This is a genomic window from Granulicella sibirica, from assembly GCF_004115155.1.
Taxonomy (GTDB): domain Bacteria; phylum Acidobacteriota; class Terriglobia; order Terriglobales; family Acidobacteriaceae; genus Edaphobacter; species Edaphobacter sibiricus.
In genome coordinates, this window is sequence record NZ_RDSM01000007.1 from 146,391 (window position 1) to 160,306 (window position 13,916).

Annotated in this window: 10 protein-coding genes; 5 read left to right on the top strand and 5 right to left on the bottom strand. The window is 54.1% G+C overall.

All coding sequences use genetic code 11. The features are described 5' to 3' along the window. Position 1: 1 nt before the first annotated feature. The gene (locus tag GRAN_RS24855) at positions 2 to 286 is read right to left on the bottom strand and encodes a PqqD family protein (RefSeq protein WP_128915764.1); all 285 of its coding nucleotides are present in this window, start codon (positions 284 to 286) and stop codon (positions 2 to 4) included. A gap of 287 nt (positions 287 to 573) precedes the next feature. Then, positions 574 to 1,053, bottom strand: a complete 480-nt coding sequence (locus GRAN_RS24860; protein ID WP_128915765.1) for a helix-turn-helix domain-containing protein — start codon at positions 1,051 to 1,053, stop codon at positions 574 to 576. Positions 1,054 to 1,464: 411 nt separating this feature from the next. Here GRAN_RS24860 and GRAN_RS24865 point away from each other — a divergent pair, with 411 nt between their 5' ends. Together GRAN_RS24865 and GRAN_RS24875 are read left to right on the top strand one after the other, a co-directional pair. Further along, entirely contained in the window at positions 1,465 to 3,243 is a 1,779-nt protein-coding gene (locus GRAN_RS24865; protein WP_128915766.1) for an ABC transporter ATP-binding protein, read from the top strand. A gap of 576 nt (positions 3,244 to 3,819) precedes the next feature. Further along, positions 3,820 to 4,077, top strand: coding sequence for a hypothetical protein (locus GRAN_RS24875; RefSeq protein ID WP_128915767.1), 258 nt, complete (start codon positions 3,820 to 3,822; stop codon positions 4,075 to 4,077). A 957-nt stretch (positions 4,078 to 5,034) separates the two neighbouring features. Here the strand turns inward: GRAN_RS24875 and GRAN_RS25690 are convergent. The 3 genes from GRAN_RS25690 to GRAN_RS24885 form a co-directional block, all read right to left on the bottom strand. Further along, on the bottom strand, positions 5,035 to 5,211 hold the full coding sequence (locus GRAN_RS25690; protein ID WP_161571179.1) for a hypothetical protein: 177 nt from the start codon (positions 5,209 to 5,211) through the stop codon (positions 5,035 to 5,037). Between the two features lie 633 nt (positions 5,212 to 5,844). After that, positions 5,845 to 6,150: a hypothetical protein gene (locus GRAN_RS24880; RefSeq protein WP_128915768.1), complete on the bottom strand. Its 306-nt coding sequence runs from the start codon at positions 6,148 to 6,150 to the stop codon at positions 5,845 to 5,847. Positions 6,151 to 6,230: 80 nt separating this feature from the next. Further along, positions 6,231 to 7,499, bottom strand: coding sequence for a PAS domain-containing protein (locus GRAN_RS24885; RefSeq protein ID WP_161571180.1), 1,269 nt, complete (start codon positions 7,497 to 7,499; stop codon positions 6,231 to 6,233). A 706-nt stretch (positions 7,500 to 8,205) separates the two neighbouring features. Here GRAN_RS24885 and GRAN_RS24890 point away from each other — a divergent pair. The 3 genes from GRAN_RS24890 to GRAN_RS24900 all read left to right on the top strand — a co-directional run bounded on the left by GRAN_RS24890 (position 8,206) and on the right by GRAN_RS24900 (position 13,667). Further along, entirely contained in the window at positions 8,206 to 10,788 is a 2,583-nt protein-coding gene (locus tag GRAN_RS24890) for a CHAT domain-containing protein (protein WP_128915770.1), read from the top strand. Positions 10,789 to 10,814: 26 nt separating this feature from the next. Further along, positions 10,815 to 12,092, top strand: coding sequence for a S41 family peptidase (locus GRAN_RS24895; RefSeq protein ID WP_128915771.1), 1,278 nt, complete (start codon positions 10,815 to 10,817; stop codon positions 12,090 to 12,092). Between the two features lie 204 nt (positions 12,093 to 12,296). Continuing rightward, positions 12,297 to 13,667 (top strand): phosphotransferase family protein, encoded by a 1,371-nt coding sequence (locus GRAN_RS24900; RefSeq protein WP_128915772.1) that lies wholly within the window; start codon positions 12,297 to 12,299, stop codon positions 13,665 to 13,667. The last annotated feature ends 249 nt before the right edge of the window (positions 13,668 to 13,916 follow it).

Sequence of the window (13,916 nt, forward strand, 5' to 3'; positions counted from 1 at the left end):
GTTACAACCTCGAACTGCGGTTTCCATCCGGTGGTGAGACGATGAGATGTCTTATCATCAATTGCTCCATAAATTCAGCAACGTCAGCGGCAACTTCATGTGGATCTGATCCCGTATCTCGAGCTAACTCGTTCACAATCGCATCCACTAGCTGGCCTTTTTCCAATCGCGTCCACACATATGCACCAGTCATATTCAATGCGATAAAGGTGTCGCGAAGAATATCGAAAACAACAGCTCCATCTGGATCTGAAATTGATTTGAGGTTGGGAGCCACGGCTACCATGTGTTTTCTCCATCGTTAGCCGTTATAGGAAACGGCAATGCCTGCTAGACGGCAACGGAAATGCCGGTTGACGAAGTACCTTGAGATGGTTCGGTGGGCGTCAGGTCACAAGACGGAATTGTGGGAGTATGGCCGGAATACGAGAGAACTCAATCTCTACGAACCAACTGTGAGGACGAGTGTGCTCCTGCATTATGTAACATGCAATCGAAACTAGGTCGCAGGATGCGACAAAGTGAAAGGCCTTCGTAAGCCTCGCTATGGATCAGCGCTACAGTGGCTAGAAGCTAGATCGGCTCTCGCACGCCGGAAGCCAGACGCTCCTGCTTCTTGGTCTTCTCACGCTCGCGGCGGCCCCAAGCCGACGGTGTTTCATGCATGTGCTTGTGGAAGAACCGCGCGAAATCCCGCACCTCATCGTAGCCGAGCAGGTTGGCAATCACACTCAACTTGGTCGGTGGAATCATACTGAGAAGCGAGTGTGCGAGACCGAGGCGTGCATCGATTTGGCATTGGAGCATTGTCTTCCCGATCTCTACATTGAACGCCCGCTCCAATGTTCGCATCTCCACACCCAGTTCATTCGCGATCGGAGCCATACGCAATTTCACGTGGCCGTGAAAGGTAAGGATGATGTTGTGCATCGCGCGAGCGGGATTCTGCAGGACCGAAGACAGATCCTCTTCAGGCGAAAACCTGAGAGCGCGAATGCGCGCAATCGCTTGCTTCTCTATTGGGGAGAGTTCTTCTGGTACGCGGTTCGACACAAAGCGGTCCTCAGGTCAGCGACGCAACACACGCTATACAGCACCTGGAAAAAGCTCTACGGTCTACAGATTCAGGCGGGGTTGGTTACTGTTTGCGATGGCTCTTCCACGGTACTAGCAAGGCCTATCGCGCCGTCACGGAGAACTTCGAGCAGGGCTTCTGCCGATATAGCGGCGGGAGCTGGTTGGAATGCCCGATCAGTATCGAGAAGACGCTCGCAACTAATGCTGGCGCGTCTTCACGGAGCGTCTTGCTGGCCATCGATGCAATGTCGCGACGCTGGGTGGGAACAGAAACAGTGGAGCTCTCATGGCACTCTTCCTCCTTGAATGCGAGCTGCTCTGTCAGAGCTACGCCTTCGGATCTAGCAACAAGGGTAAAGCAGTTCGCTCTCAAAGGAAACTACGACGATGTTAGGAAGTCAACCAACCAAAACGGTCCTCAACCCCGCCGAAACAACTGTCGGGGATTCTCAATGGCTCCTTGGCTGGTTGCGCCCACATGCAACACTAGTGGGCTTTGGGCTAGTCACGGCGATCTTCGCCGGCGCAATTGCAACGCTCGATCCACTCCTGATGAAATATTTGATCGATACGACATTGCCACATAGGAGGCTTTCCGATTCGCTCCTGACAGTCGTGTCCCTGGCTCTATGCTTTGTCGGGCGGTCTGCCCTGAATGGAGGAAGCGGACTCGTCAGTTTTCGGGTCGCGCAGCTGCTCGCGCAGGATCTTCGCGTGGAGATCATCGCACATATGACACGCTTGTCCGCCGACTGGCATGAACGGACCATGGTAGGAGAAAAGCTGAGTCGGATCGATCAGGATGTGCTCCAGATTTCGCAGATCGGAGCTGAGATGGCTAATGTTGTCGTTCGGAGCGTCGTCTTCTTTTTCGTAAATTTGGCCATCATGTTCGTACTTAACTGGAAAATGACGATCGTGACGCTTCCTCTCCCGCCGCTATTCATCTGGGTTCGCTCAAGATTCCGCGGAGTGATTCAAGAGCGAGCGGACCAGGCCCAGATCGAGATAGGGGTCGCGTCTGGTGCTCTCGTAGAGCACCTAGGGGCCGTGCCGCAGATCCAGTTGCTTGGCGCCGAGGAGGATCGGATTGGACGGACTGTCGACGCGTGGGCTCGCGTGATGAGGGCGCAATGGGCTCAGCGACGAACGGAGATTCTGTTCAGTATCTCCGTAACGAGTGTGCTAGCCATCGCCATTCTTCTGGTCCTCGGTTTCGGAATACACGAATACTCTCTTGACCTCCTAACATTAGGCGGCCTCGTGGCGTTCTACACCTATGTCACCCGCATCTTCGAGCCGGTATCTACAGCTCTGGAACTTTACTCGAGGGCGCAGCGCATGCTGGCCAGCGTTCGGCGCGTGCGAACTATCCTTTCTACTGAGCCAACAGTGCCTGACCAGGGCAAAATTACAGAGATCAGGCTGCCGCTATCGACAGGCGTGCATTGCGACTTGGTGTCCTTTGCGTATAGATCGAATGAAAATGTGTTGCACCGGGTCTCACTGCAAATCGGAGATCGCGAAAACGTGGCCATTGTCGGCCGGAGCGGCTCCGGAAAATCAACCCTCTCAAAGCTGCTCGCCCGCATCGTGGATCCAACGGCCGGAGCGGTTCTGATTGATGGTCGTCCAGCATTTGAATATTCGTTGCGCGCTCTCCGTCAGACAATCTGCTATGTGCCACAACATCCAGTCCTGTTTTCGGGAACGATTAGAGATAACTTGCTGATGGCCAATCGAAATGCCACGGACAGCATGCTCCAACGGGTGATCGACATTGCTCAGTTGAGCTCCGTCCTGTTTCGTTTACCGAGGGGCCTGGACACGATCGTTGGCCCTGAGGCCGTCGGGCTTTCCGGAGGAGAACGTCAAAGGCTTGCGATTGCAAGAGCGCTGTTGCGAAACTCATCGATCCTCATACTGGACGAATCCACATCAGCGCTTGATCTTCCCACGGAACAAGCTCTCCTACAGGCGGTCGCTGATTACTGCAAAGATACGGCGCTGGTGTTGATCTCCCATCGCTTGCGTTCCTTGACCTGGGTAGATCGTGTCATCCTTCTCGAAGGCGGCCATGTACTGGCGGAGGGGACTCACACTTTGCTTTACAAGGGCTCTAAGCTCTATCAGGCTCTATACGACAACGAGACTGAAGACGGGTAGGTTCCTCGCTTGGGACCAAGGAGGCCTCATGATCTCACAGTGGACGACGCCACTGGCAGTTGTGAAACACGTTCCACCATGCTGATACTGTAACTAGGATCACCCGCACGATCGCGCATCCTTCACTTGGTTCACCGCAGTAGATTATGCATACTTTACGTTTAGACCACGCGAGTTGCAGTCCCGCCGATAAACCAGCATAGCTGCCTCCAAGGATGATTGCGTCGTATAGCATATTCGCATCCACGTTCTAGAAGGCAGCTGAATTGTATTCAGCTTTCCGGATCGGCAGTGCGGCGGTGAGTCCTCTTCTGCCTCGTCTAAATCAGACGGTTCTCTACGTGGGACGGTCACAGCATAAACTGCCAGAAATATGTGTTTATGCGCCAACTCCTTCTTTGGTGATGACGTGTCAGGCCCTCTCTCGATGCGAAGCAAAGTTCCTTTGCACTTTGCAGTGCACGCCAACTACACTCCACCGCCGTGCCTGTAGGTTTGTGGCACGCGGGATACGCATTCCAAGCAAGATCTCCTCACAGAAGGAAAACTCACAGGAAGCGGTCCTATGATAGCCATATGCGCAAACTCACAAACAAAGAACTTCTTTTTCTACTCTTCATTTTTGCTCCGCTTAGCGTCTTCGGGCTGCTGGTCGGTTCGCAACTCCCCAACTATTTTCAAGCCACAGGCTTACTCGGTCATGATGTCTTCTTCGAACCACGCTGGTGGACCGTGTCAGCGCTCATGGCAATTTTCGGAATGATCGGGTTTATCGCCGCATTGATTGTGAAGCAATGCATCGAAACGTTGCTGAAGCGCTACGGAATACAGTAGATTGGCAACCCCTCATAACTACTTTTGAGCGCGAAATAATCGAGGTGGGTGCTGCACTTTCTGAGTCGACGTAGACCGCAATTCGATCGATGGAATCGAGAATGCAATCCGCTTCCTGAAGCTGGCTCGGACGATGCGAAGAAGCGAGAGCGAGAACCTGGCAACCTGCCGCTTTGCCAGCTCGAACTCATGCCGGTACATCTCTGATCACGAGACATTCCTGGGCTAGCGAGTGAGATTCCAGCACCTCAAAGATAGCCCTCCGGATGTGGCTTCCCCAGGCTCACGGTGTCGCGGCCAACTGTGTGCGCAGGTGTCGGGATCCCAGCCGCTGCCAGCCGATTACGCATCATCTCATCAGAAGCTGACGTGACGACAGCCCATCAGTAGGACGGGAGCGACGCCGGCACCTCCACAAAACCGGGGTCAGCAATGACACCGGATTGCTTTTCTCCCGCGAAGGAATCGTGTTGTGCGAAATGGTACCGATCAAGTCGACGGTGAGAATTCGAGATGTGTTCTCGAATGATGTGGACAGTTCCACGGCCGTGCGTTCAACGCAGGGTCAAAAAAGCCGCTTAGACCATGATGCGCTCACCGTGTCCAGCCAATCTCCGTGGCTGGACCTTACGAGAACGCCATCCATGTCGAATAGCAGGCCGCCGACTGTGATCTCAATTGGAAAGCGATCTCGGTCACAATCTCAACGGCGGGCAGAGGGTGAGATTTTCAGTGCTCGATCCGCGGCTCGGTGAGATCGTCGGCCCAGAGTTCGGCCTGCTTTGCAGCGATGCCCTCTCAATCCAATCCCGCGCGGCTGAGCTTATGGCCCTTTACTGGACCGCTGCTCTCTGTATCACACGTCTGCCGAGGATGGGTGTCTCCGTCTCTGTGGCAGAATCCAATTCGCGAGTTCGCTGTCGCTTACTTCACCTACGCGACGGTCAGATGGCACGTTCATTCATAGCCGCAGTCCGAAGGGCCGTCGATGCGAACCTTGTCCTTGCCGTCAGGGCCATCAGGCATATCGCCAGGGGCGAACCCATTGAGGTAGTGCCACCACTGTCCGTCGGGCGCCGGAACCGCGGCAGCAACACCGGGACCCACCACCTGTTTGCCAACAAGTTGGGCCATTGTGGCTTTTGCGATTGCAGCAGATAGCGAACTTGGAGTCTCCCACGCCGACCCCATACGTTTCCGGCATCACGCAGCAATACTTTTCGGTATCTGCCATTTGCTCACCGGCATGAGCGAGTCAGACCACGCCACGCCGGTTTTGTTACCTGCGGTGAGATAGGCACCTGTCGAGTACAAGTGCTTACCGGCGACTAGGCTGAGATAACGGGCTTCCACTAGCTTGGCCTGTGTGTTCGCGTACCATTCGGAACTCAACTCTCCGTCGCGGTCGCCGGGAGTTAATAGAACAGACGGAGGGACGGATGCGATCTCTGTCTCCGTCTGCATTGGTTGCAGGACAATCTCACATCGGCTCCGTTCTATAACCTGGGCCGACCGCATCATCGTTTTGGATTCTGGATCTATAACCGCTCAAGGAACTCATGCGATGCTCTACCGCGAGTGCGCGCTCTATCGGGATCTGTACGAGAACAATGACGATCTGCAGTCAGAAGGTGATCCTGCGAACATTGTCGATGCGAACACTGGAATCATCGCCCAACATCAATGAAAGGCCAGACAAAATGAGAGACGTGCGTGTCACAGAACTGATAGACGAGGCGAAGGAACCAAGCTCGCCTCGCCGCAGTTCTACTTGGCAGTACTTGCTTTCCTTGCAGCCGCTCGTTTTTTTGCCGCATCGGACATCTTCTTGCGGGTAGCCGCGGAGACAATCCGCTTCCCGGGCGCACTGTTCACTGGAGCAGCCTTCTTGGCAGTTGTCTTCTTCCTTTTCGCCTTCAGGGGCGCAACAGCAGTGGCATCCGCCTTCCCACGTATTCCCGCAGGCGATGCATCCGGCAAAAGTGAGTCACGAATCTGTGTGAGGCGCGTGATCCTCTTTGTGAGATCGGCGATCTCCTTGTTCAATTCCGCTACTGCTCCAGGTACGCTCATCTATCCTCCGATTGGGCAAGCCTAATGATTCCTGCACCTCGCCAATCCTATCAAGTCCCGAAAGGTTTGTCGGGGAAGGATCATCGCATAGAGCCTTGTGCAACCCGTTCCACCATGCTGATGGCGTAGCTTGGTTTACCTTCGCGGTCTCGCATCAGGGCGACAGTCATCTTCGTGAAAAGGACCTCTCCCTTTCGAGAAACAAGTCGCTTGTTCACTTGGTAGCGGCCAACCTTACCTTCCATAAGTGATAAGAACAGCTTCCGGCCTGCAGGAGAGTCCTCAGGGTGAACCAACTGCCCAAAACGCATCTGCCGCAATTCCTCCACTTCGTAACCAAGCATCTCTTGGAACAGCGCGTTGCTCTCGAAAGGCCCACCCGCTGTATCCAGGAGAACGATCGCTATAGGGGCGTTGTGAAAGAAAGCTCGAAAAACTTCCTCATCGCAACGGTCCTCCTGGCCCCACGCGTCGTCCGGCCCTGAGCTCTTCGCAACACAGGCAAGGGACGAGGGCTCCTGGGTAAGCGGATCGCTGATCACATGAAAACTACAGGACACCGCAATACGGCCTCCCGTCTGAAACTGTTTCAAATGGATCGTCTGACTGCTCAAGCCAATTCTCTGCAGAGGCAGGAGGCGAAGAATCTCCTTTATGCGATCTTGATCCTCGTAATCAAAGAACCGTTCCAGTGGCATGTCATTGATCTCAGCTTCATCGGATAGCCCGATCATGTCTTTGCCGGCATCGTTGAGGAAGAAGGTCCTTCCGTCGAGTTGAGCGACACACATGAACTCCGAAGAGCTTTGAACCAGAGATTCCAAGTTCTTGAGCTCGAGTAGGTCTGAATGGCGGCCGTCATCGGTCCTTGCAATAAAACCCACGAGCCCAATCAAGACCGCGGAGTGGCTAAAGATCGGAGACCCTGAGATTCGTGCATAAAACCGCGAACCGTCTTTCCGTGCTCTCAACGTTTCGATGTTGACGAAGGACTTTCCGGACTGAAGGTGCTCGATCAATCCGGCCCAGCTCTCGCGCTGGCTCTCGGGCAGAGGCGGGGTCCGGCCAACGATGTCCTCTTCATTCCAGCCGTAGATCTCACGGAAGGTTGGATTGCAGCGCAGAACTCTTCGGTTTTTGTCGAGCAGCGCTATGCCTAATGGAGCGTGATCGACCATGATCCTCATTTCGTCTCTTTCGGTCTGCATCTCGTTCCACTGGTGCCGGTACGATGCGAGCACCCAGCTCAAGGCCGCACAGAGAAGCAGGAAGGAGAGAACCATTGAAATGTTAGCGAGGCCCGAACAGAGGAGGCGGAAAGAAACGGCGGCTAATACTGAAGCGATCAACCCGGCCGTTCTCCCTGTCCGCCAGCTGATGGCCAGGGCACTACTCAAGAGAACAGCAATCGACCACATGATCCTGCCGCCAAAAACGATTACGAAGCAGAAGGCTACGGCCAACATTGCGGAAGCTATCACATCACAATCTCTGACGGCTTCAGAGAGGCGAGCTTTACTTCTGAACCTGTCCATGATCCCATGCTCGACGTCTCCGGCCTGGTCGCGCTGAATTTCTTCAAGCGCAGCCGTATACCCATTGAAATAGCTCTGATCTGGGAATACGAGGATCGCTGACTTCCACCCTCGCGAAACGTTATGTACAGCGAAGGCTCCCTTGGAAAGGGAAGTCTTACCAGCTAGCCCGGATTCTGAAGCGCGTGCAAAAGCCAGACATTTGTCCAGAGCTCTGACTGTTCAATGGATGCTTAACTCTGAAAGTTCGTTCCAGAACGATGACACTTTCTTACGAAACGTCGAGAGTTTATAACTTAGCGCGTCCTTGGCAGGCACTCTTCATGCTGCATCGGGTCATACCCTACGAGTATCAGGACATCGACTGAGATTTCTGTGAACTCTGCGTCGATATGGGTGAGTGAAACGAGGTACGCTACTAACCGGAGGCAGTGACTAGGTCTCCGTTGGGCACGAGTGGAGCACTTACAGTGTGTGTCATTGACGAGCATTTACGAGCACGCAAACGAGGTGCTGCAGGATGCAGATATTCAGCAGAGCAAAATGGCCGATGGTCGTAACAGTCATCGCTATCGCAGCGATAACGGCCATCCTGATACATCGGCATAGCAAAGACCAGAACACCTCTGACATGATGCTTTCTCGTGCGGACAAACTCTCATGGGATAACAGCTGGTTAGAGGCAGACCCACTTTATGCGAAGGCCGAGGATGAGTTTTTACACAAAGGCCAACTATCAAAAGCCCTCTACGCACACGTCAGTCGGTTCGTCGTGCGTGCCGAATCCGATCCGATACCATCGCTCCTGATCGAACTCCAACGAGATCTCAGCTTGCCGCAGGCGCAGGATCCGGAGACACACCTGCGGATACTGGTCATCCAGGGGATGATTGAAACTAATTACGACGCAGCGATGGCACGCAACACCTGGCAACAGGTGGAGGGAATAGCCGAGAGTCGTGGTCACTATCTGCTGATGTCGCGGGCGATGGGCGAGCAAGGAATCGCCGCTTTTCTTCTCGGGGACTTCACCTCGGCAAAAAAGCTCGTCGTGCGCGCATGGTTTGCCGCGAAGTACCTTCAGGACGATGCTGCGCACGTCCGGTATGCCAGTATGTACGGAGCCGGACTCGTTGAACTACAAAGGTATGACGAAGCGATCCACGTACTTGATGAAGCCATCGTCACCGCGGACCAGTCGCAGCACGTCGCGTATCCGAGCATCGCGATCAATTCCAAGATCGACGCGCTTCGTGGTCTCGCACGCTATGCCGAGGCTTTGCAGCTGGCCGACCAGGCTATTCGAAGGCTTCCTTCGACACAACTCGACGCACATCTCTATCAGATCATGACATCGAAAGGGGAGGTCTACGGAGATGCAGGCGAATGGAACGAGGCCATTGCTCAATACACGATGGCACTTGGGTATGCCCGCAGGCTCGAATATTGGAGGGGGTGCGTTCAAACCGGAGGCCTGCTTGCTCTGGCTTATGAGAAACAGAATCGAATCCAGGATGCTTTGGCAAGCATTGATGAGGCGATCCGAGCAAATCAAATGATCCCGGCGGAACTCTACTTCTCGCCTCGCAACCTGGCTATCAAGGCGGAGCTGCTGGATAAGCTTGGAAAACAAAGGGAATCTTATCTTTTCCATGAGAAGAGCCTAAGATTGTTCGACTCGTTGCTCGCTACAGCGCCGACTCGCAACGTTGAAAGAGAACTTCTCAACCAAATGCGCGAAGTGTATTCCAGATATTTTGAGTCTCTTAGTCGTGCAGGTGATCTTGACCATGCGTTTACAACAATCGAGCGAGCTCGGGGCAGAATCCAGGCCCAGTCCTTATCGGAACGCCCCGCTACATTACCTCACGAATCGACCGAAGACGACAACAAGGTCACGCAGATGGACCTCAGCTTGATCGCAAACAACGATCCCGGAGTGGCTGTGAGATTAGATCGCGCCCTTGTCGCATCGAAACTGATTGCCGCTGACACTACGTTATCTGGACGGACCTTCCGGAGACCCTTGCAAATGTCCCAGGTCCAGAATCATCTAGGCCCGAACGAGTTGCTGCTGGAGTATGTTCTCGACAATCCAGCCTCCAGTGTTCTGGCAATCACTGAAAGCGGAGTAAAGAAGTATGATCTACCGCCCGGTGATGAGATTGAACGTCTTGCATCTCGATACCGAAAAGAAATACACGCTCGAAAGACCGATACGGAGCTTGCGCGCAAACTATTTAACGAACTAATTGCCCCGATCACTGAATACCGTGAGAAACAAGAAATCATTATCGTTCCAGATGGTCAACTCCATCTACTACCCTTCGCATCTCTCATGGAAAACGATAAGTATACGATTCAGACACACAGCTTCAGTGTCAGCCCTTCGGCATCGGTTCTGGCATTGTTGCGGGATCGAGAGAAGCAGAATCAGGAAGACTCCTTGGGCTACCTCGGGGTGGCCGCGTCGACGGAACCTGAAGCGAAAACCGGTTGGATCCCACGCTTGACATCTTTTGGTAGAGCCCGGTCGCTGGATCCTTTGCCGCAAAGCAAACAAGAGGTGCAGACAATCGCCGGCTATTTTCCGGGAGCAGCTACTCTGCTACTTGGCCATGCGGCGACAACAGCCAACTTCACGGCTCGTCCCCTTGACCAATATCGCGTTATTCATCTCGCCTTGCACGGATACGCGAACGTCGAGCACCCGGAGCGCTCGGCTCTAGCTTTTGCCCCGGATGCGTCCGCAAGGAACGATGGAGTTATGGACCTTCAGGCGATCCAGAGGCTTAGATTCCGTGCCAGCCTTGTCACCTTGTCAGCTTGCGACTCTGGTGTGGGGCCGATCAGTGAGGCGGACGTCGACAATCTTGCGAATGCGTTTATCGAAGCTGGTGCGGAGAGTGTCGTCGCTGCGCTTTGGGATCTTGAGGACCAGACGACTGCACTCTTGATGACGGACTTCTATAAAAATCTCAGTACGCACAAAAGCAAGGGAGACGCTCTCCGCAATGCTCAGCTTGACGTACTTGCCGCAGGGCTGCCTCCGTACTATTGGGCAAGCGTGGAGGTTTTAGGAGACGCTTCCAGATCAGTCTAAGGAATCGGGCCAAGGAGAATAGAAGCATGCAGCAGTCTTCATTGAATGAGTCACAACGCGGAGAGATATTAAAGGCGATCACAAAGACGGTTGCGAAGAAGTTCTATGACCCTCAGTCGGCACACGAAGATTGGGATGCAGCTGTGGACAGGCATCGTTCTGAAATTTTATCCGCATCCTCGGACGAGGAATTCGAGGCTACGATTGCTAAGCTCTTGGCTGAACTGAAGAGCTCCCACATGGGTTTCTATCACAGTGGGCTCGCCCGCTGTACATGCAAGATGGCGCTTTGCGCTGTGTATTCTGCAGGATCGACGGCGGACGGGCCCCGGTGGATCTTTCAGGACGTCCACGAAGGAGGACCTGCGGCTGGCGCAGGCATCAGATCAGGCGACGCTTTGATTGCCGTCGAAGGGCGCTCATTTCGGCCACCTGATCATCCATTGTTCGCGATGGGCTCTACGCTGACTATTGAGGTTTCGACCCTTGACGGTAGGCCTAGGACCCATCGAGTCTCGATTCCGTTTGTTAAGGTGAAGCGAAACCAGTTGCCTAAAGTCGAGCCGAATCCACTTGTCTCTGCGCGGCGTGTCGCTGAGAGCACTGGGTATGTCAGGATTGCGAGCTATCCGGGTGCAATCGGCATCGACGTCGCAAATGACATCTCTCACGCGCTCCAGAATCTCGGCCCTATCGATCGCCTCATCGTTGACTTGCGCGGAAACAGTGGGGGAGGGATTGGAGTGCTGAGAGTGATGAGCTTACTCACTCCCGACAAACTGGTGGTCGGAACCTTCTCGAACGGAGTGTTAAAGAGCACCCAAGAAATGCCGAATGGAAGCTTCGTCTTCAACGAAATTCCAGTGACGAAGCGAGGTTTAATTCCGTTGGCTTTTCGCTTCTTTACGCGGCTTCTCACCCACAAGCTGATCGGAAAGAAGATGCCGATCACGGTTGTCACCGAGGGACTGGGCGATCAGCTGTTTCATGAAAAAGTGGTGTTTTTGGTTGATCGTCATACCGCCAGTGCGAACGAAATGCTGATCGCCTTCGCCCGCGAGCATAAATTGGCAAAAATAGTTGGTGAGCCAACCCCGGGCCGCGTCCTAGGCGGAAACAAATTCAAGTTGCCTTATGGCTATTGGCTCGCCCTCCCGGTTGGCTCGTACAAAACGAGAGGTGGGGATTTCATTGAGGGGCGGCCAATGCCACCCGATGTCGAGGTCCCGTTCGACGCTCGAGAGGCACAAAAGGGTCGGGATACTCAATTGGATATGGCGCTTCAAGTGGTACGCCAACTCTGAGCCCGCATTTTGTCGCATCCTGCGACCTACTTTTCGTTGTTTCTACGGAAGAGGGATGGGAAACTTTGTTCGGAATCGTTTGTGCTACGCGGGTTCGCCCGCGTGCCGAAGCAAATCTCGAGCCAAGCACCGTTGGTGAAGAGCATCAGGTCGTCCCCACCGGCATAAGCTCAGTTTGTCAATCTGGCGTGTGCGCGGTGGGATGTGCAGAGAACCATTACGGATCCCGATTGCATTCACTTTCGACTGTTCCTGATTGAGCCCTGCTCGCGGACTGTCTTAGCGAGACGAGATGGCGAGCGCTGGGTTCTACCTCGTGCGAACATACCGCGTTGGAGCCGGATTGCACCAAACATACTGTCGAAGATAAGAGGACAACTTGGCATTCAAGCTATCGTTCTCGATGAACTTGATGCTCTTGCTCACGACTCGTTGATTTTGGCTGAGGTGATCGACCGTCCTCAATCGGGTAACGATAGCTCCTTTTCCTGGAAAAACCTTAGCGACCTTGCGACAGATGAGTTTGTGGGCGAGGAACTCCGAACCGTTCGAGCTCTGGTGTTTGATGGGACAACCGGACGCGGGCAATTCTCTCGTCTAGGTTGGTTTAGCGAGGTGTTGTCATGGACCGCCTCCCATACCGATGTAGCAACTAAGCAATTCGTGGAGATCAAACAGGTCAATGCCGCGTCGAGTTCCACACTCATCCGGTTTGCGACAGAGAATGGTTTTGCGGTCTGGTTCAAAGCGGTCGCGGACCCGTCCATGATCGAATACCGCGTGACGGTTAAACTGAGAGAACACTTCCCCGATTACCTTCCAACACTTCTGGCGACGCACGATGTGTGGCACGCCTGGCTTATGGAGGACGCGGGCCGGCCTCTGGACGAAATGGAAAATGCCCGTCCTCGCCTCTTTGAAGAAGTGGCCCGTCATCTCGCGGAACTGCAGAAGGCCAGTATTCCAAAAGCTGCATCTCTACTCGTGCAGGGCTGCGCCGATCTGAGGCTATCCGCACTCCGCGCCCGGATGCCCGCAATCATGGCGTCCCTTGAGGAAGCTGTCGAGATACCTGATTATGGGAGTCATACCTACTTGCGCAAGGCTAGAATTCGAGCACTCCATCAGATTTTCAAAGATGCTGCAGATCAACTGCAAGCCAGTAGCATCCCTGACACCCTGGTTCATTCCGACGTCAGTACAGAGAACATCCTCATCGGGGACGGCACTTGCGTCTTCGCCGATTGGGCAGAGGCCGCGGTCGGTAACCCGATGGCGAACTTTGAACAGCTGAGGATACAAGTGGCACAGCATCACAATGCAGCTGCCGTTCATGGCAGGTTGCTCGCTGCGTACATGCGTACGTGGTCAAGCCAGCTTAGTGATTCGCAAATACGGAAAGCGTTCATGTCCACTCCGCCTGTGGCAATCGCGATGTATCTGAACACTCGTCGCGACTGGCTTACTCCCGAGAAATTGCGAGAGCCAGAGTTTGTACGATACGCAAGGGCCATGGCACGTCAGATGGATCGTGCCGTTCGGGAATACGAAGCTCGCGAAGCATTGACTGCATGAGCGGATTTCAAGGACGGTCTAGTCGATGCTGACCGGATAGTAATAAGGGGCTCCATCTCCTAGACGCTGAGTCCCAAGAAAGTATTTGCCTGTGCCCACTTGATCTATGTCCAACTCAATTTTCAATTCAGTGCGTGGGCCATCCGCGGTCGCAATTCCCTCGGTCGACACTATCAACGACGACGTGCTCTTATCACGGGCAAGAAAGATGCGATAGGTGCCGGACGGGCTGTAGTACGGCAGGAGGAG

Coding starts and splice junctions, on each gene's coding strand:
- GRAN_RS24880 (WP_128915768.1), bottom strand. CDS start 6,150: ATGAGCGTACCTGGAGCAGTAGCGGAATTGAACAAGGAGATCGCCGAT.
- GRAN_RS24890 (WP_128915770.1), top strand. CDS start 8,206: ATGCAGATATTCAGCAGAGCAAAATGGCCGATGGTCGTAACAGTCATC.
- GRAN_RS25690 (WP_161571179.1), bottom strand. CDS start 5,211: ATGGCCCAACTTGTTGGCAAACAGGTGGTGGGTCCCGGTGTTGCTGCC.
- GRAN_RS24895 (WP_128915771.1), top strand. CDS start 10,815: ATGCAGCAGTCTTCATTGAATGAGTCACAACGCGGAGAGATATTAAAG.
- GRAN_RS24855 (WP_128915764.1), bottom strand. CDS start 286: ATGGTAGCCGTGGCTCCCAACCTCAAATCAATTTCAGATCCAGATGGA.
- GRAN_RS24875 (WP_128915767.1), top strand. CDS start 3,820: ATGCGCAAACTCACAAACAAAGAACTTCTTTTTCTACTCTTCATTTTT.
- GRAN_RS24865 (WP_128915766.1), top strand. CDS start 1,465: ATGTTAGGAAGTCAACCAACCAAAACGGTCCTCAACCCCGCCGAAACA.